This window comes from Lederbergia citrisecunda, assembly GCF_018343695.1.
Lineage (GTDB): Bacteria > Bacillota > Bacilli > Bacillales > Bacillaceae_C > Lederbergia > Lederbergia citrisecunda.
Genome location: NZ_JAGYPJ010000001.1, coordinates 394,313 through 418,367 on the forward strand (window position 1 = coordinate 394,313; position 24,055 = coordinate 418,367).

The following is a 24,055-nucleotide window of genomic DNA, read 5'->3' on the forward strand; positions in this document are numbered from 1 at the left end:
GGATTATATAAATGAATCGGCTAATCGAAAAACTAAAAAAAATAATAAGCCTCTTCATTATTCACTTATTCAATTGTTTTCCTATTAAAAATAATAAAATCTTTATGACGAGTTACTATGGAAGTCAGTATGGATGCAACCCAAAATATATAACGGAATACATCATTCGAAATATGCCGGAGGATCATTTTGATATTGTTTGGGCTTTCAATGATGTTATACAGCATAAACATATTCCATACATTAGGAAAGTAAAAAACATGTCCTTGAAGTATTTTTATGAGCTATGCACCTCAAAAATTGTAATTACAAACTTTAGAACGACGGATTTGTTTGTAAAAAGAAAAAATCAATATTATATCCAAACATGGCATAGTTCACTAAGGTTAAAACAAATTGAAAAAGATGCAGAGGATAAACTCCCAAAGTCTTATGTTGAGATGGCCAAAAAGGATTCCAAAAAATGTGACCTCCTACTGTCTGGATGTAAATTTTCTACAGATATTTTTAAGAGGTCTTTTTGGTATGATGGGGAAATTTATGAACACGGAACCCCTAGGAATGATTTTCTCTTAAATCAAAAAGTAAACCTTAAAAGGAATGTTTTAAATCTATTAAACATCCCCAGCGATTATAAGATTATTTTGTATGCACCGACTTTTCGAAATCATAAGGATCATACGATTTATGAATTGGAATTTGAAAAAATCATTCGGACGGTTGAAAACACATTTGGTGGAAAATGGATTTGTCTAGTCAAATTACATCCGCATCTTCTCTCCTTATCAAATAACATCATTCGAGGAAAAGATGTTTTGGATGTAACAAATTATGACGACATTCAAGAATTATTAAGTGTCTCTGATATCTTGATTTCCGACTATTCTTCCTTAATGTTTGATTTTGCCATGACGAGAAAACCTTGTTTTTTATATGTTCCCGATTATGAGGAGTATACTTCGAAAGATAGAAACTTATATTTTAATGTTTTGGAATTACCGTTTAAAGTAGCCATGAATAAGGAAGAGCTTTTGCATAAAATTATACATTTTGAATCCAACACTTACTCAAAGGATTTAGACCAGTTCTTTTTTAAAATTGGATCCTACGAAGATGGAAAGGCAAGTGAATACTTAGTTCGACGTATTAATAATATCTGCTTTGGTGAAAGTAGGGAGATTATGAATGAAGCAGTATAAAATTGGATACACGACTGGCGTTTTTGATTTATTTCATGTAGGGCATTTAAACATCTTGAGAAGAGCTAAAGAACAGTGTGAATATCTTATTGTTGGCGTAAGTACGGATGAACTGGTCCAGCAATACAAATTTAAAGTGCCAGTCATTCCATATCACGAAAGGGTAGAGATAGTTGAAGGAATAAAATTCGTTGATCAAGTTGTTCCACAAACAAATCGTGATAAATTTTTAGCATGGCAAAAATTATTATTCAATGCCATGTTCGTCGGGGATGACTGGAAAGGTGATCCTCTTTTTAGTGAAGTCGAAAATAAATTCCGCCAAGTTGGGGTAGATATCGTCTATTTTCCATATACAAAGGGTGTTTCATCGACTGCTTTGAAAGAGAAAATTAAATATAAAGAAAAGGTTATATAAACGATGAAGCCAGAAGTTAGTATTATAGTGCCTGTATATAATGTAGAAAGATATCTAGAAGAATGCTTAAACAGCATCTTAAATCAGACTTTTAAAAACTTCGAGGTAATCCTTGTTAATGATGGATCAACAGATCGCAGTGGAATTATTTGTAATGAATTCTCCGAAAAGGATAGCCGAATAATGGTTATTCATAAAAAATATGGAGGAGTCAGTTCTGCAAGAAACATCGGTGTTTCTGTGGCTAGAGGGGATTATATAGGGTTTGTGGATAGCGATGATCGAATCGACAATGGCATGTATAAGAAATTATTAGAGCTCAGCATCCAAACAGATAGTGATATAGCTATTTGCCGGCTTGGAAGAGAAATAGATGGAAAAATAATCAATCCTATTGAAGAAGAATTTAATAAAGAGCTTAATGGTCTTGAAGCAATGAGAGAACTATTTAAAGGCCAGTTATACCGTTTTTCTTTATGTAATAAATTATTTAAGAAAAGTTGTTTTGAAAAAATAATCTTTCCAGAAGGAAGGATTCACGAGGACTTATCGACCACTTATAAGATATTTTCTAAATCTAAAAAATCTGTTTATACAAATTATATTGGATATATATACGTAAAACGTGCAGATAGCATCCTTACTTCAAGATTTAACGAAAAGAGAATGGATGCTTTTTTAGGTTGGGAAGAAATTTTATCTTTTATGAGTGAAAAATATGATGGATTAACGAATGAATTTATTTCCTGTTTTACGTATGGATGTGTGGATAACATTTATTATATTTTGAACCAAGTAGAGGAAACCGATCGGGCGAAACAGTACTTAAATAGCATTCGTAAGCTTGTTCGAAAACATTATAAAAAGATAATATTAAACGAATCTTTGTCAATAAAATATAAAGCTATGATCACTTTAATGGTATTAAGTTCAAAATTATTGATAGCTCATAATAACATTAAGAAAAATATTAAGGTTGGGAATGTAAAGGATGACTCCAAAACTAAGTATCATAGTTCCAATATATAAGGTGGAGAAATATCTACCTAAATGTATCGATTCAATTTTGGCACAAACTTTTACGGATTTTGAACTTATTCTTGTTAATGATGGTTCGCCCGATAACTGCGGTAGGATTTGTGATGAGTATGCAAAGAGGGATAAGAGAATCATTGTGATTCATAAAGAAAATGGTGGATTATCTTCTGCAAGAAATGCCGGGATAAAGGTTGCAAGAGGTAAATATATAGGCTTTGTTGATAGTGACGATTTTATAGATAAGAATAAGTATCATATATTGTTGCTAAATGCTGAATTGCATTCTTCAGATGTAGTTGTTTGCGATGTGATTAAAGTAAATGTTAATAAAATAGACGAGTTAAACGAACAAGAAAACAAAAACTATCATGTAAAGCACTTTACAAATATTCAAGCATTAAATGAATTATATAACTCAATTGATAACATTTTCGATTCAATGGGCCAAAAGGCTGAAAGATGGATTTTTGCAGTCAACAAGATATATAAACGTTCTTTATTCTACTCTTTAAAATTTGAAGAAGGGAGAATTTTTGAAGACGAATATATAGCACATAAAATTTATTATCAATGCACCAAGATCACCTCTATTTCTGCTAAATTATACTACTATGTGCAAAGACCAGATAGCATCGTAAATACAAATTTTTCTACCAAAAAATTCGATAGAGTATATGCATTAAAAGATCGTTCAGATTTTTTTAAGCATGTAAAAGAGCTTGATTTACATGAAAAAGCATTTAAATGTTATGTGGAAGTGTTATTTTGGAATTATCTTGAGGGACGTTTAAGACTCTCAGAAGCCAAGAAAGAGTTGAAGCAGCTTAAGAAAACCTTAAATGGAAGCTTACTTCCTCTTATTAAAAATCCATATATCAGTTCGAAACAAAAAGTAATGGTAACTTTGTTCATTATACATCCTGTTATATTCGACCGTATTGTAAATTTGGTTGATAGAAGATCATTAAAAGCAACTTAACTAATGGAGAGAAAGAAAATGAAAAAATCGCTATTATTTGTTATAGACTCTTTAGTGGCAGCGGGAGCGGAAAAAAGTTTAATAACATTACTTTCATTATTAGATTACAACAAATATTCGGTAGACTTAATGTTATTTGCACATGGAGAACTTCTTGAAAAATTGGTCCCAAAGGAAGTAAATATATTAAAGCCGTTAAAGTATACTAACTTTTCAAAATTAACTATAAAAGATGCAATTGTTTATTCTATAAAAAATTCAGATTTTAGAATGCTTAAATCACGGCTAAAATTCTCTATCAATTTAAGGTTAAAAAAATATAGTAATGCTCAAAAAGCTAGATTATTTTGGGAATTCACTTCTAATGTAATTGAAAAAAATCCCAAACAATATGATATCGCCATAAGTTATGCTCAAGGGATTCCAACATTCTATGTAGCAGATAAGGTAAAGGCAAACAATAAGTTTGCTTGGGTAAATGTGAGTTACAGGCTTGATAACAAAGAAGCTAATTTTCAAAAGCAATTTTACGATCAATACAATAAAATTGTAGCAGTGTCGGATTCAACGAAAGAGATACTATTAGAGACCTTTCCTTATTACAATCATAAAATATCAATTATATATGATATTAATGATCCTGATTTTATCAATAATATGGCTGAAATTGGAAAAGATTATCATGATAATGATAATTTTGATGGAATAAGATTACTGACAATCGGAAGATTAGCCTATCAAAAAGGTTATGATATTGCTTTACATGCTTGCGAAAAATTAAAGAAAAAAGGAATTAATTTTAAGTGGTATGTTTTAGGCAAAGGCCCACTTATGCAAGAAATAAAGAAAACAATTAATGAAAAAGACTTATCTGATCATTTTATATTATTAGGTGTTACCGAAAATCCATATCGTTTAATAAAAAACTGTGATATATATGTGCAAACATCCAGGTTCGAGGGATTTGGACTCGCAATTGCGGAAGCGCGAATGTTAAATATTCCTGTTGTTACAACAAGGTTTGATGCGGTATATAACCAAATGGTCGATGGGAAAAACGGGCTGGTCGTTGACATGGATCCAAATGCAATTATGGATGGCATAATATCACTAATTCAAAATAATGCACTTAGAGAAGATATTATAAATTACCTAAAAAATGAGAAGAAGGGGAATCTTGAGGAATTGAATAAATTTTACAAATTAATTAGTTAAGTTTATAACGAAAGCGAGCTTTTCTATGAGGAAGAAAATAATATTTGTCATAATAAATATGAACATTGGTGGAACTGAAAAAGCCCTCCTAAATATGATAAACAATATATCTAAGAACCAGTATGAAATAACTATTTTCATGCTTGAAAAATATGGTGGTTTCCTAGATCATATTCCATCTGATGTAAAAGTTAAATATTTTAATGGTTATAAAGGTATTAAAGATATTTTAAATAAACCTCCTCAACTAGTATCTTTGAAATTTTTAAAAAATGGAAAAGTTTTAAAGGCTATTACAATTATATTGTTACATATTATTACAAAGGTGTTAAATAATAGAAGTATTTATTTTAAATATGTACTAAGAAAATATCCAGTGCTTAATGAGGAGTATGATATTGCTATAGCTTATGATGGTCCCATGGATTTCATAAGCTATTTTGTTTTAAAAAAGATCAGTTCAAGAAAGAAAATCCAATGGATCCACTTCGATGTAACAAAAATAGGGTTTAATCCTAAATTTGCATTAAGTATATATAGCAGATTTGACAAAATATTTGTTGTTTCTAAAGAAGCGAAAAATCATTTATTATCTCTTGTGCCGACATTAGAAAATAAAACAAAAACGTACCTAAATACAACATCACCAAAACTTGTTAGAAAACAAGCAAAAATGGGTGTAGGATTTACAGATTCTTTTGCTGGAATTCGGATTTTAACTGTTGGAAGATTATCAGAAGAAAAAGGGCAGGATCTAGCAATTCATGTACTAGAAAAATTAGTAAATAAAGGGTATGACGTTAGGTGGTACTGTGTCGGAGAAGGACCTTCAAGGGAAAAATATGAACAATTAATAAGACAAAAAAACTTGAGAAATCAATTTATTTTATTAGGTTCAGATCCCAATCCCTACACTTACATGGAACAATGCGATATTTATGTTCAGCCTTCAAGACATGAAGGATATTGTATAACTTTAATGGAAGCAAGAATTTTGGGTAAACCAATAATTACAACTAATTTTACAGGAGCTAGGGAACAAATATCAAACGGCGAGAATGGTTTAATTGTTGATACTGATGATGACGAAATCTATAAAGCAGTAGTGAAATTAATTGAAAATAAAGATTTATGTGAAAAGTTTTCTACAAATTTAGCTTTAAATAATAACGAAAAAAATAATATAAATTTAGCATTTAATCATATAGTTTAGTTGAAGTTTTCAGAAATGAAAGGTGGTTACATGTATCTAATATATATAAGTTCAATCATATTACTGCCACTTATGATCTTGTTATTTAGGAAAAAGTTAATCGTAGGTGTTTGGTCAATTTCAGTTTTTAATTCTCCATCCATTATTTCCAAAAAAACAAAAGGCAATAGTATGCTGCCTTCATTGCAAGCTTCGGATGTGTCGGATGTTTACGCAGAGTTTGTTGCTGATCCCTTTATCATTAATCATAACTCAGTTTTCTATATGTTTTTTGAAATTCTGGATAAATCCACAGATAAGGGGATAATAGGGCTAGCAACCAGTAGAGATGGAAAAGACTGGAGTTATGAAAGAACAGTATTAAAGGAAACCTATCATTTATCGTATCCCTATGTTTTTAAATATAAAGATAACTTTTACATGATACCTGAGACATGTGAAACAAACAAAGTTTTGCTATATAAGGCTAAAAGATTCCCATATGAATGGGAAATAGTATCAGAAATGATTCAGGGGAATTATGTTGATGCGAGTATTTTTTATTATAAGAATAAGTGGTGGATTATGGCCGGAAAGAGTGGGAAATTGCATCTTTTTTATTCAGACAATTTATATACAAATTGGATAGAGCATGTTAAAAGTCCTTTGATAGAGAACAATTATAACATTACTAGGCCGGGAGGAAGGGTGATTGTAGAGAAAAACAATATATTTAGATACACACAAGACGGGGAACCGAATTATGGGAGTGCTGTACGGGTATTTAAAATTACTCATTTATCAGAAAGGGAATATGAAGAGGAAGAGCTGAGTGTTGTACTCAACGGCTCTAAAATGAAGGCAGATTGGAAAAAAGACGGTATGCATTCTATTGATCAGTATAAAATTTCAGATAATAATTGGTTAGTAGCTGTAGATGGTCATAATTTAGTAAATAAAAACTATTTCTTATGGAAAGTGGATCGTATTTTAGCAAAATTTTTAACTTTTATTAAAGAAAAAAGGTCTAATAAACGATATATAGAGAAAAATAGAACTAAAACAAGCATAACATGAGAAATCTGTGGAGGTGGGATGATTGATAAAAAAAATTGGACGCTCTATTGAATATTTGTTGAAACCTTACTTTAAATGGCGATATTGGAGTACATTATACAGAAATATGGTAAGACAAATTGATTACTTCCCTAGCAATAAAGAAAACAATGAGTGTATTCCTTATATTAATAAACCCGGAATTGCATTTTCATTCGATGATAGTTACAGAGTCTATGATTGGTATAAATACGGGAAAGATTTGTTTGGGTATTACGATATTAAAGTAACATTTAATATTAATGGAGTAAACCCTCTAGAGAATTATCGGGAACATACACAACAGGAAATAGATAAATTATTGGAATTGCAGGCGCAAGGCCATGAAATAGCTCATCACGGATTTAAACATAAGACAACTACTAATTACGCGTTAAAATATGGTGTTGATAGCTGGCTAAAGGATGAAATCGATTCCCTTCTTCATTGGATGGAAAATCATTCACACTCTACTACAAATGAAAGATTCAAAAAGCCAGTTTCTTTTGCGTTTCCTCATTTTGTATACAACGAAGAAATTTTAAAGGAAATAGTCCCTAAATATTTCAAAGTTGCTCGAGGACATTTATATAAAGACAACTTAACGAACTTTAATGCTGTTGGTTATGTCCCATCGATATGTTTAGATGGTTATTATTCTTACAGTGCCTACTATTTAAGAAAAATAATCAAGTTGTTAAAAAAAACTGGCAAAAATTTGATCTTAACTTGTCACTCAATATTACCGGAAGAACATAGTGGGGAACTGTACGGAGTCGGAAAAAAAGCGAGTGAGTGGGGTACCTGGAGAGTATCAACTAGACTAATAAAAACAATTATAGATGAAGCCAAGAAAAATAATTTGGAATTTTACACAACCTCAGAAATTGCCGGTATTGCCACTTTTATCGACCATAAAATGGAAGAAGCAGTAAGGGAGCATTTGTCTATTAGTTCCTACAAAGATATAGAGATTAAAGAGCTAATGAAAGTGAAGGAATTAGATTTAAGTAACAAAGGTATTTCTAATCTAGATGGTATTGAATACTTTTTGAATTTAGAGAAATTAAATCTGCGAAATAATGAATTAAATGATTTTAGATTGCTTAAGAAACTTCCCAAACTTAAAAATGTAAGTATTGATGGCCAGCTCTCCAAGAAGAAAAAAACATTCGAGGGCTCTTTGTTCACACATTTAAAAGGAAGTTGTGTAATTTTAAGTTTAAACATGATGGCTTTTGGAAATTCATTCTCTTGTATCTAAGTAGAAAGAATTCATTATCAAAATGAGAAAGCGTGTGTGAAAATGAAAGAAACCATCGAAAAAATAATGATTCTTTTTAATGAAAATGAAAAGAAATTGTTATTATTACTACTTTTTATGATGATCGTTGCAGCTATATTTGAAACATTAGGTATTGGGTTAATCGTTCCCCTTGTAGGAATATTAACCAATCCAAAAGTAATCCATGAACAAAAAATCTTATCATATATATATAATCAATTTAACTTTCAAACGACATCAGCCTTTATTGTTTTTGCTGTATTAATGTTACTATTGGTTTTTGTTGTTAAAAATCTGTATTTACTTTTATTTAACTACACACAAATAAGGATAATTTTAAATCAAAAAGTTAAATTATCTCGTAGATTGTTTAAGGAATATTTAACAAAACCCTATACATTCCATATACAACGTAATACAGCTGAATTACTTCGGAATGTAAATAGTGAGGTAAATAGAGTTTGTTATGGGATCGTTATTTCCGGGTTTCAATTATTTACGGAGTTTCTTGTCATTACATTTATACTAGCACTGTTAATTGTTACATCACCTTTAGCAACAATTACAGCTTCCGTCTTATTGGGGGGAAGTGTTTTTTTGTTTTTTAAAACATTCAGGAAAAAAATTAGTCAACTTGGCGAAGAGCAACAAGAAGTAAGTGGCAAGATGATTAAATGGGTAAATCAAGGACTTGGTGCGAGTAAGGAAGTTAAGGTATCCGGAAAAGAAGACTTCTTCATTAATAACTTCACCATTCAAAGTCAAATTAGTGCTAATAACAGTCGTTTTATGGGAATGTTAGAATATATTCCGCGACTTTTTATAGAAACTCTATTAGTTTCAATTGTTCTCATTACAATGTTAATTATTGTGTTTGAAGGTTTGGATACAACGCAGTTAGTTTCAACAATGGCACTCTTTGCGATGGCAGCTTTTCGATTAATGCCTTCAATTACAAAAGTAACATCATTACTTACATCGATACGTTATAGTAAACCTGCTTTAACTGTCATTTACAAAGATTTGATTGTAAACAGAACAAACAGTAATCATTTTATTGACGCCATCTCGAATAAGGATCATGTTCGATTAATAAAACAGAAAAGACACTTCACAGATTCAATAAAATTAAACGAGGTTTCTTTTAAATACCCGAACCAAACTGAATATACAGTTAAAGATATTACATTAACTATTCCAATTGGACGTTCGGTAGCATTTATAGGTGAATCTGGTGCTGGAAAAACTACTATAGTTGATATTATATTAGGTCTTTTTCAACCAGATAAAGGTAATATTCTAGTTGATAATAAAAACTTAAATGATCAACTAGACTTATGGCAGCAAAAGATAGGATATATCCCACAATCAATATTTCTATCAGATGATACAATCCGTGCAAATGTAGCTTTTGGTGTAGATGATAAGCATATTGATGATAATGAAGTTTGGCGAGCACTTGAACAGGCTCAATTAATGGAATTTGTAAAAGGATTACCCGATGGATTGGATACAACTGTTGGGGAAAGGGGAGTAAGATTATCGGGAGGCCAACGTCAACGTATCGGAATTGCTCGAGCCTTATATCATAATCCTGAAATAATTTTTATGGATGAAGCAACATCGGCCCTTGATAATAAAACAGAAAAAGAAATAATGAAATCTATTGATAGTCTTAAAGGTGAAAAGACACTAATTATTATTGCTCATAGATTAAGCACAATTGCCAATTGTGATATTGTTTTCAAAATTAACAATGGGAAATTGGTCTCTGTGGAGAAAAAACTTGGGCGTTCAGCAATATAAACATGAGTATTAATAAGTGAGATGATTAAATGAAAAAAATAGTAATTGTTACTCGCCGAATGATATTGGGAGGAATAGAGAAGGCATTAATCTCAATGTTAAAGTCTATTCCAGAAGATAAATATGAAATAACTGTTTTAGTAATGGGGAAAGGTGGGGAACTTGAAGAAGAAATCCCAAATTATATTAAATTGGACTGTTTATATGGTAACGAAAAAACAACTTTGGAAAAAATATGGAAGAATACAAGAAAAGGAAAATTAATTGCGGCAATAAAAATTGCTTGGTTTACATTACTTTCTAAAATGACTAAAAGTATCTTTAAACAAGAATGGTATCATTCAAAAATGCTACCAAAAAGTAAAATATATTATGATCTTGCGATTGCATACCATGTTCCTGCATCTTTTCCTGTTGTGTTTGTCATGAACAATATAAAAGCCAAATCAAAGATAGCTTGGATTCATTCAGATGTATCCAAATATAAAGAGCAGCTTAGATTATATCAAGAGTTTTATGAAAAATACGATAAAATATATTGTGTTTCAAAGGAAGCGATGGAAAAATTTAATAATATTTATCCTCATCTCCATAATAAGACATCGGTATTTTACAACATAATTGATACGCAACAAGTAGAAGAATTAGCTTCAAGAGAAGGTGGTTTTTATGATGAATTTGATGGTTTGCGAATACTAACTGTCGGAAGGTTAACAAAAGAGAAAGGTCATGACATAATTCCTGGAGTACTAACAAGATTATCGAAAGAGGGTAAAAATATTAGATGGTACTTAATAGGTGACGGAGATTGTCGTTCCGAACTAGAGAATTTGATAATGAAATATAGATTAAAAGATAAATTAATTCTTTTAGGACAAAAAATTAACCCTTACCCGTATATTAAACAATGCGATATATATGTCCAACCATCAAGACATGAAGGTTATTGTATAACCCTAGCAGAAGCTAGAGTTTTAAATAAACCAATCATCACGACAGATTTTGCAGGTTCAAGGGAACAAATTGTCAACGGTCATAATGGTTTAATAATAAAATTTGATGAAAACGAAATGTACATGGCAATTAAAACACTCATATATAATCGAAATCTATCTCTTAGGTTTACGGAAAAGTTAAAAAAAACCAACATAATGGATTTAAATCAGCTTGAAAGATTATTAGAAAGTGTGTGATTTTGCCATAACCTTAACAATTGTGAACAAGGGAGGTTGGCAATTTGCTATTACCCGATTTAAAACAGTTTTTGGTTAAATTATTTCAATATTCTAAAGGAAAAATTATAGACAATATACAAGGACGAGAAAAATTAATAAAGGTAATTGAATATACTAGGGGATTATACGTTTATCCTAAAAAAATGCTAGGACGTAAGATATCTTTAAATAACTTGAATAAAACGGATGTTCTGGTATTTGCAGCTCATCCAGATGATGATGTTTTAGGCTTAGGAACTACCCTTTATAGACATAGTGTAAATGGAGATAATATTAAGGTTGTTTTTATAACTAATGGAACAGGGAGGGGAGGTGAAAGTTGGGCTGTACATGCACGTGAATCTGAAAAAAAATCAAATATAAGATATAAAGAGGCTGTTCATGCGCTGTCCTTAATAAATATACCTGAGAAAAATATCTATTGCTTAGGATTCCCTGATGGTGGAACTCAACGTTATCTAAAAAATATTATAGGTGATATTTATTTTCTAATTAATAAATTTAATCCAGGTCGTATATATGTTCATTGTATTGAAGGTGGTCATAGAGACCACGATTTGACTAGCTTTGTAGTTAAGTCTTTATGCAAGAAAATCAGTTATGATCAAGTATTTGAATGGACAGAATATAATCCAAATCAGTCTTTAGGTGCTCATAATGTGAAATTTTTGCAAACTCATTTATCTACTAATAAAGAAACCAAAATAGATATTTCAGCCAAAGAACGAAATCTTAAGAGAAAAATGCTTGCTTGTCATCAATCCCAAGATGTTGAGCAATATTTTTTACAAGGAGAAGCAATACGTATTGCCACTATAGAAAATATTGAAAGAGATTTGTATGAGTATTCTCAATTTTCCAAAGGGAAATTACAACCGATAATTGAAGAAGTTAATAAATGTATATAATTGAAAAAATTTATGATAGTATATTTCTCAATTTTATTAATTGAGTTTTATAGCTTCAAAGGAGTTAAATATGGAATATACGTATTTATTAACCGATTATTCTTTATATATTAACGTAGAATCAAACGTTTTAAACCTTATGTATTTTTTATTTTTCAGAGCTAATTCCCTCAATTTTCATGAAAGAAAAACAAACATTAAAGTTTTGGATAATTTCGTTCCTTTACTTAGAGTATGGAGAGTTTTAGAAATTACTTATCTATTTTATAGAAGAAGGAAAATTTATAAGGAGTCAAAAGAATCCTTTCCTTCAATTACAACCCCATTTTACGGCCACTGTTTAATGGTACTTCGGTTGGGAGAATATAAAATAATCAATTTTAAGGAAAAGGATGTTACTACCGTCTTTCCGGATCATTTTACGATATCTGAGATTGAAAATAATATAAGAAAATTATTAAAATCCCAGGAATGTGTTTTGGCCCCTAGAATAAAAAACTGGAATATTAACTTGCGTTATATAAAGGAGTGTTACATTAATCTAAAAAAATCACAATTTAATTATGAAAGCGTCTATAATTTTAACTCCAAGTTATTCCCGGTAATAGAAACAATAATGTTTAGTACTGATCCGATTGTAATACCTATAAAACAGTATGTACAAAGCCTAACAAAAAGTACAGAGAAATTAATAAAGGTTTATTGGGATACACCGGAATATAATAATTTTCTTGAATTTTATACTTTTATCAAAACTAAACTCATGGAAAATTCAATTGATGGTGAAGTTCTCTTAGTATTATCCCATGGTGATATTTGGGAAGGTAATATTCTTACAAATAAAAAAATTACGAGTGTAATAGACTGGAATACTATTAATATGAGAAGTTGTAATTTTGATTTATATTTTATTCTATTTTATAAAGCTGTTTTTAATAATAATTTGCGAACGAAAATAGTTAAGGAATTAATTTCAACTATGAATAGCTTTCAAATATATTTGGTAGAAAACAATAATTATTTTTCAACAAAAAAAGATATGATAAGCCAATCAGATATTAACCGGTATCTATTTTATTTAGAGTTTATTCTTCTTAAATTGCAGGAATATCCTAAAAGTGATGTCGAGCAAGAAAAATTTCTTGGATATTGGATAGATGTTTTTATGTTATTTGAAAAAGTTGTAAAACCCGAAAATACTTTAAATTTAACACATTAGTAATGTGTTATTTTTTTGCACTTCATTTTTGTTTAACGAGGTAAAAATCAATGTCATTAAAAGAAACTTTAAAAAAGAACAAATACTCACATTCGTTAATTAGAAAAATAAGAAAAGTACAATATATTTTTTTTCCCTATCTTATTTCAATTATTATTTTCAATCTAAAAAAAATCACTAGAATGATGGGAATTAATAAAAAAAATCAATATGAAAAGTTAAAAGGTCTAAAAAACAAGCATGAAGGAGAAAGGTGTTTCATTGTTGCGACGGGCCCAAGTTTACAAATTGAGGATCTAGTAAAACTAAAAAATGAGACTACTTTTAGTATGAATTCAATATGCTTGGCTTTTGAAGATACTGATTGGAGGCCTACTTATTACGGGATTCAGGGAATACATGTATATATGCAGCTAGAGCAATATGTAAAACATCTTGATGTTCAAGGGAAATTCTTTGCAGATACTATATCTCTGCCTTTTTTAAATTCGAATGATTATATATACCCGCTTCATTTACTTAACCATGAACATACCCACAAAAAATATAAAACAAAATTTAGTAATAATGCATTTGCCGTTGTCTATGACGGATATTCTATAACCTATTCGCTTATACAATTGGCTGTATACATGGGTTTTAAGGAAATTTATCTAATTGGGTTAGATTGTAACTATTCTAAAAATATGAACCATCATTTTAGAGAGTATGGTTATGTGGATCCAACATTTATGTCTGCTTCCGAAAAAATGATAAGTGCTTTTAAGGTAGCAAAGAAGCATGCTAATGCTCATAATATCAAAATTTATAATGCAACAAGGGGGGGGATACTTGAGGTATTTGAAAGGGTAAATCTAGATAAAGTATTAGAAAAAAATAATAAGGGAGCCCCAAAAATAAAATCTGTCTTATAGAATTGGAAATTAACATTATAAAACAATGAACTATCTAAGGTGGTGAAAGGTATGCATAGTGTTAAAAGAGTACTAAAAAGCAATAAACATATCTATTGTTTAATAATAAAAATGGGTGAAACACAATATTTTATAAGGCGATTTTTTAAAGCATATTTTTTACCTTCTATTTCTTTTAAAATACAAAGAATCTTAAGGGTAAGTAGAATTCATCGAAATTCGCAATATGAACGATTAAAAAAACTTAAGGATAGACACAAAGGGGAACGTTGTTTTATTATTGCCACTGGTCCGAGTCTAAAAATAGAAGATCTTGAAAAGTTAAAAAACGAAACTACTATCAGTATGAATTCAATATGTTTGGCGTTCGAAGATACTGATTGGCGTCCAACTTATTATGGTATTCAGGATGAAAATGTATATAGAAGAATGGAAAAATATATTAATAATTTGGAGTGTGAGGGTAAATTCATAAGTCAGACAATTCTTGAACAACTAAAAAAAGAAGTTCCTGAAGATTATTATATATTTCCTCTTAATCTCTTGAATCATAAAGTTTCACGTAAATACCACACAAAATTTAGTAAAGATATTTTTGCGAATGTATATAGTGGATATACAATAACTTATTGTTTATTACAAATTGCAGTATACATGGGGTTTAAAGAAATTTATTTACTCGGTGCTGACTGCCATTATTCTAGTGATATGAAACATCACTTCAAAGATTATGATCATATAGACCCAACATTTTCATTATCAGGTGAAATGATGACCTGCGCATACAGGGTTGCTAAGCAATATGCCGACCGCAATAATATTAGAATTTATAATGCGACAAGGGGAGGGATGTTGGAAGTATTTGAAAGGGTTGATCTTGATAAAATATTAATGGAACCTTTTCCTTATAGTATTTAGGATTCTAAAGAAAACAAAATAAGCTATTATAAAATGAGGTGTAATTATTGGAAGTACTAATACATAAAGATATAGATTCACTAGAAAAAATAATGCCAAATTGGGATGAACTTAAGAAAGAATATCGTGAAGTTACTGTTTTTCAAGAAGTAGGTTGGCTGCAAAATTGGTGGGAGTATGAAAGAAAACGAAATGATATTATGCCTTATATTATTGAAATAAGAGATAAAAATAAAACAATAGGAATCATACCCCTTTATACTGTTGTGGAAACTTACGCGAGGATTCCTTTTAAGATATTAAAGCCAATTGGCACAACAAATTCGGATTATTTAATTCCGATATTATCGAAGAACTACTGTTCTGAGTTATTGATGAAGAAAGTATTTAAAAAACTATATGAGGATAAGAAAAGCTGGGATTGTATAGATTGGGGATCCATACCAGAGAATTCAGCATTTGATTTAACACTAAATAAGAAGTTGATGAAAAATCAATCATTAATGGAAAGAAAAAAGACTTTTGTTTGTCCATTATTAGAATTAGATAAAGACATTGAAACTATTAATCTAAAAATGAGTAAGAAATTTCTAAAGGGTATTCGTTACTATGAAAGAAAACTAAATAGAGAAGGATTATTAAAATATTATAAAGTTGTGGCCGAAGAAGAGATAGAGCCTGTCATGAATAAACTTTTTGAACTGCATTGTGAAAGATGGAATGAAACTAAAACCCCTAGTTTCTTTAGGAAAGAGGAGGAGAGAGAATTTGCACTAAATGCTGCAATAAATTTATTTAAAAAGAATCTATTACATTTATCATATTTAAGCCATAATGATGAAATTGCCGCCGTGGAGTTTGGAATGACAGATGGTACGAGGAGATATCTTTACCTAGGCACATACAATCTTAAATTTAGAAAATATCCGATAGCCCATATTTTATTATATGAAATTATTTTAGAGGCTTGTGAAAAAGAATATCAGTTTTTAGATTTTTTGAGAGGAGATGAAAGTTATAAAAAGAGAACGGGAGCTCTAGAAAAGTACATAGTAGAATATTTAGTCTTTAACCGTTCATTTCGTTCGTTATTTTATTTTGGAATTAATAAGATTAATAAAATTAAACACTTTAAATTAATTATGGAGAAGGTAAGTTATTATTCGAATAATTATCGAATACCGAAGAAAAGATTAATAAGTTAAAGATAAATTAGGTGCAGATGATAATATTTATTTCAATCCTTTCGTTCTTTATAATGTATTTTTTAAAGGAGATTCGAATATGAAAAAAAAAGTAGTGGCCTTTGTCCCAATAAAATTAAAAAGTCAAAGATTGCCAAAGAAGAATATCCTCCCCTTAGGAAACCATTCATTATGCTGGTATGTATTTGATACTTTATTAAAAATAAAAAAAATTGATGAAGTCTATGTTTATTGTAGTGATGAAAAAGTTATGACTTACTTGCCGCCAAAAGTAAAACTCGTAAAGCGGGATCCATATTTTGATGGGGATCTAGTAAAAGGAAATGAAATATACGAATCTTTTATTGAAAAAATAGACAGCGATATTTATATATTGGCACATACAACGTCACCGTTTATCTCTCAAGATTCAGTTTCAAATGCATTAGATAATGTTTTAAATGGAAGTTACGATTCAGCCCTTAGTGTTCAAAAAAAGCAGACCTTCGTATGGTATCAAGGTCAAACGTTAAATTTTGAAATGAATGATATTCCAAGAACACAGGATATTGAGCCTATTTATATTGAAACTAGCGGGTTTTATATTTTTCAGAAACACCATTTTACTGAAAATAGAAGAAGAATAGGCTTCAATCCATATTTTCAGGAACTTGATGATATTGAAGCGATTGATATTGATAAAAAAGATGATTATGAATTTGCATTGAAAATTATGGAAGTCAACAACCAGTTATCTATTAAAATCTAATTTTATTTATGGGGATGAACAATATGCTTCAAGAAATTAAAATACGGGAAAATATTATTTTAGGTGGTGATAAGCCATTTGTGTTAATAGCGGGTCCGTGTATGATCGAAAATGAAGTTCTTGTCATGGAAACAGCTGCCATGCTAAAAGAAATTACACACAAGCTTAAAATTCCTTTTGTTTTTAAAGCGTCTTTTGATAAAGCAAATCGTTCTTCAATATATTCTGAGAGAGGACCAGGGATTCAAAGAGGAATAGAGATATTGGATAAAGTAAAAAGCCAATTTAATATACCCGTAACGACTGATATTCATGAACCTAGTCAAGCGGAATTTATAGCCGGAGTTGTAGATATTATACAGATTCCGGCTTTTTTATGTAGACAAACAGATCTTTTGGTTGCCGCTTCAAATACAAACAAAATAATTAATGTTAAAAAAGGTCAATTTTTAGCTCCATGGGATATGAAAAATGTAGTTGAAAAAATAAGAGAATGTGGCAATGGTCAAATTTTATTGACTGAAAGAGGGACAACATTTGGGTATAACAATTTAGTAGTTGATATGCGGTCTCTTATTCAAATGAGAGAATTCAATGTCCCTATCGTTTTTGATGCAACACATAGTGTTCAAATACCAGGTGGTCTTGGAACCAGTACGGGTGGTAAACGAGAGTTTGTTCCTTTTCTTTCAAGGGCAGCTGCATCAGTTGGAATCGATGCCTTATTTTTAGAGGTACATCCAAATCCTGATAAGGCATTATCAGACGGGCCGAATATGATTAAGCTTTCTGAACTCGAAGAATTATTGAAGCCTATTATTGAAATAGATGCATTAATAAAAGGAATGTAAAGTGAGGGATTAAAAGTGGCATATATTGCTACAGAAAAAGACCATCTAACTACTATTAAAGAAGTTTTGACCATGGAATCTCAAGCAATCATAAACCTAGTAGAATTTGTTAATCAAAACATAGAAAATGTGGTTGATATGATTTTAGAATGTAACGGAAGAGTCGTTGTGACTGGGGTGGGTAAATCCGGAATTATTGCCAGAAAAATAACTGCCACTATGGCAAGCACAGGAACCCCATCTTTATTCTTGCATCCATCTGAAGGTCTTCATGGGGATTTGGGAATGGTGACAAATTCTGATATAGTAATTGCTTTATCTAAAAGTGGAGAAACGGAAGAAATAATAAATATTATTCCTTCAATTAAACGTATTGGTGCAAAACTAATTGCCTTTGTTAGCAATGCATCTTCCACTTTGGCAATAAAGGCCGATGAAATTCTGTGCATCGGTGATGTAAAGGAAGCATGTCCTCTTGGTTTAGCTCCGACCACAAGCACAACTTTAATGCTTACTTTAGGGGATGCCATTGCTATCGCTTTATTGAAAGCTCGCAATTTTTCATCTGAAGACTTTGCAATATACCATCCAGGAGGAACTTTAGGAAAAAAATTATTACTAACAGTCAACAATATTATTGAAATTACAAAAAAGAATCCCATTTTATTGCACAAAAAATCTATTAAAGAAGCCATATTTAGTATGACTGAATCAGGGTTGGGTGCAATAAGCATCGTTGATGAAAATGGAAGATTAATTGGCATCATTACAGATGGAGATATTCGTAGAGCATTAGGAAAACAACAAAATTTTTTAGATATTTCAGTTACTAAATTATTTAATAAAAATCCAATTACAGTTAAAAAGGAGGTCCTTGCAGTTGAAGCATTAAATATAATGAAGACAAAAAAAATTGATGTACTTCCTGTTGTAAATGACATAAATGAACCTATTTCAATGATTCATCTACATGATATAACGAGGTTGGGTTTTTAAATGGATATTAAATTAATTGCACTAGATGTTGACGGGGTATTAACGGATGGGAAATTATTAATTGGATCTAACGGTGTGGAGTATAAAAGTTTCAATGTAAAAGATGGAATGGGTATTAGTTTAGCACGCTTTTCCGGAATAAAGATTGCCATTATAACTGGTAGGAAATCAGAATCTGTCAACATTCGATCAAAAGAATTGAATGTTGATTTTTTATATGAAGCGATAAAAAACAAGAAAGAAGTGTTAATGAAGCTAGTGTCATTACTTAATATCAATATGAAAAATGTATTTTTCATGGGTGACGATATTAATGATTTATCAGTTATTCAATCAGTTGGTTTTTCCGCCGCACCAAAAGATGCGGTTGAATTAGTAAAGAACTCAGTTAGTTTTGTAAGTAAATACAAAAGCGGTGAAGGTGCGGTTCGTGAAGCGATTGATTATGTTTTATACAACCAGCATAATTATGAGCTCTTGATCAAGCAATATCTTCAAGAAGAAGCAATGTTAACACAATAAGATGATAAATGACATATTAAATATGGGCAAATACCTTTATGGGGGATGACTTTGGAAAGAATATATTCAGTAGATTTTTTGAAAGGAATTGCTATTGTTATTGTCGTTTTTTTTCATACGATGTCTCACAAAGCAGAATTACATGGCGAATTTGGAAGTCTATTGTTATATGCATTCCCAAGGTTTGTTATTCCATTTTTCTTCATAGCTTCCGGATATTTTTTTGGAATGAAATTAAAAAGAGTGTATTTCAGTCCGCTTATTTTAAAAGCTATATAGTTAAATTAGTTAATGTTTTGATAATATGTCAGGTGTTTTACTTTCTTTTTGATTTTGTTATGAGGGTTAGTTATGCCATGTATAAGGGATTTGAGGTTAAGGGTTTTATAGAAGATTTTATTAATTCAAATATAAAAATAAGTGTATTGTATTATGGTACAGCAAGCGCCTCTTATCATTTATGGTTTTTAACAGCATTGATTTGGTCTATATTTATATTATTTATTTTTATTAAAATAAATAAGCTCAAATATTTACTGTTTTCAAGTTTTATTTTGAATGTTATTGGGTTATTTGGCCAAACTTATTCCGGAATATTTCATCTATCCATTAATACAATTGATGCGCTATTTTTTGGTCTATTTTATACAACAACCGGATGTTTTATTGCATATCACATAGACTTTTTTAAAAGGTTTTTCATTAAGGGAAATATGCTATTTATTGCTGGTTTATTCCTTGTATCGACTTTAATGCAAATGCTAGAAAGCTATATTACCGTAATATGGTGGAACGGAACAAAAGGAGGAATAGCTTATTACCTATCACCTATTCCTCAAACCTTTACTTTATTCATTTTAATCATAAAAAATAAAGAATTTGGAAAAAACACTATTTTTTCTTTATTAGGCAAAAATTCATTAGGTATTTATTTAGTACACTTGATATTTATCAACATTGCATATTATGGAATACATTTTTTAAATGTCACTGATTTTAGAAAGCATTTTATTTTCAACTTACTACTAGCTGTTATAATTCTATTGATTTCCCTCCAAGTCACCATTTTTTTGCAAGCATTCGTTTCCAAAATCATTAAACGCTTCAAAAGACTTTTTTCAGGAAAAGGTTTTTTTCCATCGCATAAGAGCTTAGTCTAAAACATATAGTTATTGTCAATAATTATATTTTAAATAAAAAATAATCATATAAAATCCACAAAAAAGGGAATGAAATTTGGTGAAAAGATGGAGCATAATCCTTGTAACTATCGTTTTTATATACATAACATTTCTAGTTAATAATCGGAATGCAATAGATAATAGCGAAAATAAAACTTCAAGTTCTTTGACGCCTCAAGATATAATTGATCCAGAAAATGAAGTAATTGAAGTTTCTACAATTTCCAAAGATGTAAATGTCTATCAACTTAATCTTCGAAAATGGGGGATTTTCAACGACGGAACCCATCCTGAGGAAACAACAAAAGGATTTAATGAAGCATTAAGGTGGGCACAAAGAGAAGGGTACAAGACGTTTTATGTTCCCCCTGGTACCTATTTAATATCAAAAGGAAAAGAGGATAATGACCCAGAAGCAAGAATAAATTTAGTTTCTAATATGACATTTCTCTTAGATGATAAAACGGTTATCCAAAAAGAAACGAATGGATTTGAAATTTATTCTACGTTATTCCTAGATTCAGATATAGAAAATGTTACGATAAAAGGCGGTATTATTCGCGGTGATCGAGACACTCATGATTATTCCCAAAAAGGCGAATATACAAGTGGAACACATGAATGGGGTAACGGGATTGATACAGCGGGAGCACAAAATATTGTTATCGATGGAGTGAAAATTGAAAGATTTACAGGCGATGGAATAGAAATTGGTGGAGCGACAATATACGGTGATTATATAACAGATGATGATGTTGAAATGGGTGGAATAGACGACAATGGTAATTTAATATTGAAGAAGGGGAAAATAAGAACTAAAAATTATGAGGTTTCAAATTTCCGTCATCCTGTCTATAAAAATCCTCATTACCGTAATATAATGATGTGGATTCCTGAAGGTGTCGAGGGGAATTATGATATTTTCTTTTATCGTAAAGACGATAGTTTTATAAGTGTTGACCGAGATATGCGCTTTAATTCAACATGGGGATATTCTGAAATACCTGATGATGCAGACTATTTCAAAGTAGTATTTAATAGTGATACCACTAATGATATTAAAGTTAATCGAATGACAGTTGCCATTACTAAAAATATCACAATTAAAAATTGTGATATTGGTTTTAATAGAAGGCAAGGAATCACAGTCGGAGCTTCTGATGGTGTTGAGATTACCAATAATAAAATTCACAATACGAATGGCACTGCTCCAGAAAGCGGAATAGATATTGAACCTGGTTTTTTCCCAGCTATTAACACAATTATAAGAAATAACCAATTTGTGAAAAATCAAATTCAAATGGTTTTTGCATATGGAGGAAATGCCATAGTAGAAGATAATTATTTTGGTCCAAATGTAGAAAGAGGAGGAGGATTCACGATTAATCCGGCATATTATGGTGCCTCTGTAAAAAATAATAAATTTGAACAATCAAGTTTTACCACATGGGGTCATACTGAATTTCGTAATAATGAATTAATCTCTAGTTCAGCCTTTTTTGATGGAGGCAATAATGTGATTGTAGAAGAAATAGTAGGAATTGACTCAAATATCGAGTTCAATCAAACAGAAAAAGATGGAATAAAAGTTGCGAATATTTTACTTACATCTTCAAGAAAAGATTCTTCTACTGGTGGACTTTTTGTTTATGGTAAGCCCATACATATGAAAAATATTACTTTGGAAGGTAATAACGAATTTAGTGGTGAAGGGAATAGCAAAAGTGTCTATGATGATTTTTCATTTAATGATTCTCCGGATATGAATTTAGCTTTTGGGATATATAATAATTGTTCCATGAAAAATACAGCAATGGAACTTAATAATAAGGGAAAAATCATAATGGATAAATGTCAATTCAAAAATACAATGTTTTATACTTACAATACAGAATCCGAGGCAACTTTTCAAAATTCCAACTTTGAAAGTGAAGGTATAAGTATACTGGCACTTGAAGCAAAGAATATAAATGTATTAAATAATACGTTTAATGTGGTTGAATCCGTGGAAATAGAGCCTATTATACAAATAGGCAGGGATGCATCAGAATCAAACCCGACAAAAATATTTGATACCACAATAAAAGGGAATACATTCATTTCTAAATCGCCAATTATTGGTATCGATACAAAAAATGGCGGCGTCGGGGCACCACCATACATAATAGAGAACAATACATTATTAAACGCAAAACTCAATTTAAAAAATAATGATATTAACAAAAATAATAAATTGAAATAACGCAAGATTTAGAAAAGAGGTCATACCATGAAACTAGCCTTCCTATCCGATATCCATGGAAACGCCATCGCACTAGATGCAGTTCTTCAGGATATCAAAGAAAAAAACGTAGACAAAATTTATGTTCTCGGAGATATTTGCTACCGTGGCCCTGAACCGCAGCGTTCCTTAGAATTGGTTCAATCATTAAATTGCGATGTCATCAAAGGAAACGCAGACGAATGGGTTGTCCGTGGTGTCCATAAAGGTGAAGTTCCAGACCAGGCTTTGGAAATGATGAATCGAGAGAGGGATTGGATTTATTCCCATTTGAACCAAGAAAGCGTAGCTTACTTGGAGCAACTGCCATCTGAATTAACAATTGAAGCAGAAGGTATGAAAATCCATGCTTTTCACGCTACTCCCAATAGTTTATTTGATATCGTATCACCATCCGAAAGTGACGAGGGAATAAGTGATAAATTGATGGCAAATGAAGCGAACCTGTATATATATGCCCATATTCACAAGCCATATATTCGGTATATTAACGGTAAGTGTGTAATTAACATAGGAAGTGTTGGACTTCCGTTTGATGGAATGAAAAAATCATCCTACGCACTTGTAGATATTCAGGATAATGGTTTTCAAGCTGCTATCGTTAGAGTTCCATTTGATACGAATAAAGTTATTCAGCAGTATCAAGATGTTAACTATCCTAATGCAGAAACAATGAGCAGAATTTTGGAAAACGCAAGTATTTAAGCAGAGATAAAGCTTCTTGGCCTTCTCCGATTGTCAAGAAAGTACTTTTTTTCAATCCAGTTACGAAATTGAACTAGACATAAAACCAGGATTGAAATTTAAGGTTGCCACTCACCTATGTTATTCTTGCTAGGTGAGTGGCAAT

23 protein-coding genes are annotated in these 24,055 nt (G+C 30.7%); all 23 read left to right on the forward strand.

Features of this window, described 5'->3' with window-relative positions; all coding sequences use genetic code 11:
* Nucleotides 1-11: 11 nt before the first annotated feature.
* Nucleotides 12-1,199, forward strand: a complete 1,188-nt coding sequence (locus KHA93_RS01875; protein WP_233711016.1) for a CDP-glycerol glycerophosphotransferase family protein — start codon at nt 12-14, stop codon at nt 1,197-1,199.
* Nucleotides 1,186-1,617: an FAD synthase family protein gene (locus KHA93_RS01880; protein WP_213109169.1), complete on the forward strand. Its 432-nt coding sequence runs from the start codon at nt 1,186-1,188 to the stop codon at nt 1,615-1,617. The genes KHA93_RS01875 and KHA93_RS01880 overlap by 14 nt, the downstream gene beginning before the upstream one ends.
* Before the next feature lie 3 nt (nt 1,618-1,620).
* Nucleotides 1,621-2,646 (forward strand): glycosyltransferase, encoded by a 1,026-nt coding sequence (locus KHA93_RS01885; RefSeq protein ID WP_213109170.1) that lies wholly within the window; start codon nt 1,621-1,623, stop codon nt 2,644-2,646.
* Nucleotides 2,609-3,634, forward strand: coding sequence for a glycosyltransferase family 2 protein (locus KHA93_RS01890; protein ID WP_213109171.1), 1,026 nt, complete (start codon nt 2,609-2,611; stop codon nt 3,632-3,634). Before KHA93_RS01885 ends, KHA93_RS01890 begins: the two co-directional genes overlap by 38 nt.
* An 18-nt stretch (nt 3,635-3,652) precedes the next feature.
* The gene (locus KHA93_RS01895) at nt 3,653-4,849 is read left to right on the forward strand and encodes a glycosyltransferase (RefSeq protein WP_213109172.1); all 1,197 of its coding nucleotides are present in this window, start codon (nt 3,653-3,655) and stop codon (nt 4,847-4,849) included.
* Between the two features lie 58 nt (nt 4,850-4,907).
* Entirely contained in the window at nt 4,908-6,062 is a 1,155-nt protein-coding gene (locus KHA93_RS01900; RefSeq protein WP_233711017.1) for a glycosyltransferase, read from the forward strand.
* Nucleotides 6,063-7,118: a glucosamine inositolphosphorylceramide transferase family protein gene (locus KHA93_RS01905; protein WP_213109174.1), complete on the forward strand. Its 1,056-nt coding sequence runs from the start codon at nt 6,063-6,065 to the stop codon at nt 7,116-7,118.
* A gap of 22 nt (nt 7,119-7,140) precedes the next feature.
* Nucleotides 7,141-8,400: a polysaccharide deacetylase family protein gene (locus KHA93_RS01910; RefSeq protein ID WP_213109175.1), complete on the forward strand. Its 1,260-nt coding sequence runs from the start codon at nt 7,141-7,143 to the stop codon at nt 8,398-8,400.
* 42 nt (nt 8,401-8,442) lie between these two features.
* Nucleotides 8,443-10,227 (forward strand): ABC transporter ATP-binding protein, encoded by a 1,785-nt coding sequence (locus KHA93_RS01915; protein ID WP_213109176.1) that lies wholly within the window; start codon nt 8,443-8,445, stop codon nt 10,225-10,227.
* A gap of 29 nt (nt 10,228-10,256) precedes the next feature.
* Complete coding sequence (locus tag KHA93_RS01920) at nt 10,257-11,420, forward strand: glycosyltransferase (RefSeq protein ID WP_213109177.1); 1,164 nt, start codon at nt 10,257-10,259, stop codon at nt 11,418-11,420.
* 44 nt (nt 11,421-11,464) lie between these two features.
* Complete coding sequence (locus KHA93_RS01925) at nt 11,465-12,370, forward strand: PIG-L deacetylase family protein (RefSeq protein WP_213109178.1); 906 nt, start codon at nt 11,465-11,467, stop codon at nt 12,368-12,370.
* Nucleotides 12,371-12,440: 70 nt separating this feature from the next.
* Entirely contained in the window at nt 12,441-13,589 is a 1,149-nt protein-coding gene (locus tag KHA93_RS01930; RefSeq protein WP_213109179.1) for a protein kinase family protein, read from the forward strand.
* A gap of 50 nt (nt 13,590-13,639) precedes the next feature.
* Nucleotides 13,640-14,503, forward strand: coding sequence for a 6-hydroxymethylpterin diphosphokinase MptE-like protein (locus KHA93_RS01935; protein WP_213109180.1), 864 nt, complete (start codon nt 13,640-13,642; stop codon nt 14,501-14,503).
* Nucleotides 14,504-14,554: 51 nt separating this feature from the next.
* Nucleotides 14,555-15,421: a 6-hydroxymethylpterin diphosphokinase MptE-like protein gene (locus KHA93_RS01940; protein WP_213109181.1), complete on the forward strand. Its 867-nt coding sequence runs from the start codon at nt 14,555-14,557 to the stop codon at nt 15,419-15,421.
* A 47-nt stretch (nt 15,422-15,468) separates the two neighbouring features.
* Complete coding sequence (locus KHA93_RS01945) at nt 15,469-16,626, forward strand: GNAT family N-acetyltransferase (protein ID WP_213109182.1); 1,158 nt, start codon at nt 15,469-15,471, stop codon at nt 16,624-16,626.
* Nucleotides 16,627-16,705: 79 nt separating this feature from the next.
* Nucleotides 16,706-17,374 (forward strand): acylneuraminate cytidylyltransferase family protein, encoded by a 669-nt coding sequence (locus KHA93_RS01950; protein WP_213109183.1) that lies wholly within the window; start codon nt 16,706-16,708, stop codon nt 17,372-17,374.
* Nucleotides 17,375-17,397: 23 nt separating this feature from the next.
* Nucleotides 17,398-18,225, forward strand: coding sequence for a 3-deoxy-8-phosphooctulonate synthase (gene kdsA, locus KHA93_RS01955; RefSeq protein ID WP_233711018.1), 828 nt, complete (start codon nt 17,398-17,400; stop codon nt 18,223-18,225).
* Nucleotides 18,226-18,240: 15 nt separating this feature from the next.
* Complete coding sequence (locus KHA93_RS01960) at nt 18,241-19,221, forward strand: KpsF/GutQ family sugar-phosphate isomerase (RefSeq protein WP_349772246.1); 981 nt, start codon at nt 18,241-18,243, stop codon at nt 19,219-19,221.
* Nucleotides 19,222-19,743, forward strand: a complete 522-nt coding sequence (locus KHA93_RS01965) for a KdsC family phosphatase (RefSeq protein ID WP_213109184.1) — start codon at nt 19,222-19,224, stop codon at nt 19,741-19,743.
* A gap of 51 nt (nt 19,744-19,794) precedes the next feature.
* A complete protein-coding gene (locus KHA93_RS01970; RefSeq protein ID WP_213109185.1) occupies nt 19,795-20,022 on the forward strand; it encodes an acyltransferase family protein in 228 nt (75 codons plus the stop codon).
* 32 nt (nt 20,023-20,054) lie between these two features.
* On the forward strand, nt 20,055-20,903 hold the full coding sequence (locus KHA93_RS01975) for an acyltransferase family protein (protein WP_349772247.1): 849 nt from the start codon (nt 20,055-20,057) through the stop codon (nt 20,901-20,903).
* Nucleotides 20,904-20,979: 76 nt separating this feature from the next.
* Nucleotides 20,980-23,166, forward strand: coding sequence for a right-handed parallel beta-helix repeat-containing protein (locus KHA93_RS01980; RefSeq protein ID WP_213109187.1), 2,187 nt, complete (start codon nt 20,980-20,982; stop codon nt 23,164-23,166).
* 27 nt (nt 23,167-23,193) lie between these two features.
* Entirely contained in the window at nt 23,194-23,910 is a 717-nt protein-coding gene (locus KHA93_RS01985; RefSeq protein ID WP_213109188.1) for a metallophosphoesterase family protein, read from the forward strand.
* The last annotated feature ends 145 nt before the right edge of the window (nt 23,911-24,055 follow it).

Excerpts from the sequence above, each read along its gene's own strand:
- kdsA (WP_233711018.1), top strand. The coding sequence starts at position 17,398 with ATGCTTCAAGAAATTAAAATACGGGAAAATATTATTTTAGGTGGTGAT.
- KHA93_RS01890 (WP_213109171.1), top strand. The coding sequence starts at position 2,609 with ATGACTCCAAAACTAAGTATCATAGTTCCAATATATAAGGTGGAGAAA.
- KHA93_RS01965 (WP_213109184.1), top strand. The coding sequence starts at position 19,222 with ATGGATATTAAATTAATTGCACTAGATGTTGACGGGGTATTAACGGAT.
- KHA93_RS01880 (WP_213109169.1), top strand. The coding sequence starts at position 1,186 with ATGAAGCAGTATAAAATTGGATACACGACTGGCGTTTTTGATTTATTT.
- KHA93_RS01900 (WP_233711017.1), top strand. The coding sequence starts at position 4,908 with ATGAACATTGGTGGAACTGAAAAAGCCCTCCTAAATATGATAAACAAT.
- KHA93_RS01930 (WP_213109179.1), top strand. The coding sequence starts at position 12,441 with ATGGAATATACGTATTTATTAACCGATTATTCTTTATATATTAACGTA.
- KHA93_RS01915 (WP_213109176.1), top strand. The coding sequence starts at position 8,443 with ATGAAAGAAACCATCGAAAAAATAATGATTCTTTTTAATGAAAATGAA.
- KHA93_RS01875 (WP_233711016.1), top strand. The coding sequence starts at position 12 with ATGAATCGGCTAATCGAAAAACTAAAAAAAATAATAAGCCTCTTCATT.
- KHA93_RS01895 (WP_213109172.1), top strand. The coding sequence starts at position 3,653 with ATGAAAAAATCGCTATTATTTGTTATAGACTCTTTAGTGGCAGCGGGA.
- KHA93_RS01940 (WP_213109181.1), top strand. The coding sequence starts at position 14,555 with ATGCATAGTGTTAAAAGAGTACTAAAAAGCAATAAACATATCTATTGT.
- KHA93_RS01935 (WP_213109180.1), top strand. The coding sequence starts at position 13,640 with ATGTCATTAAAAGAAACTTTAAAAAAGAACAAATACTCACATTCGTTA.
- KHA93_RS01885 (WP_213109170.1), top strand. The coding sequence starts at position 1,621 with ATGAAGCCAGAAGTTAGTATTATAGTGCCTGTATATAATGTAGAAAGA.
- KHA93_RS01920 (WP_213109177.1), top strand. The coding sequence starts at position 10,257 with ATGAAAAAAATAGTAATTGTTACTCGCCGAATGATATTGGGAGGAATA.
- KHA93_RS01950 (WP_213109183.1), top strand. The coding sequence starts at position 16,706 with ATGAAAAAAAAAGTAGTGGCCTTTGTCCCAATAAAATTAAAAAGTCAA.
- KHA93_RS01985 (WP_213109188.1), top strand. The coding sequence starts at position 23,194 with ATGAAACTAGCCTTCCTATCCGATATCCATGGAAACGCCATCGCACTA.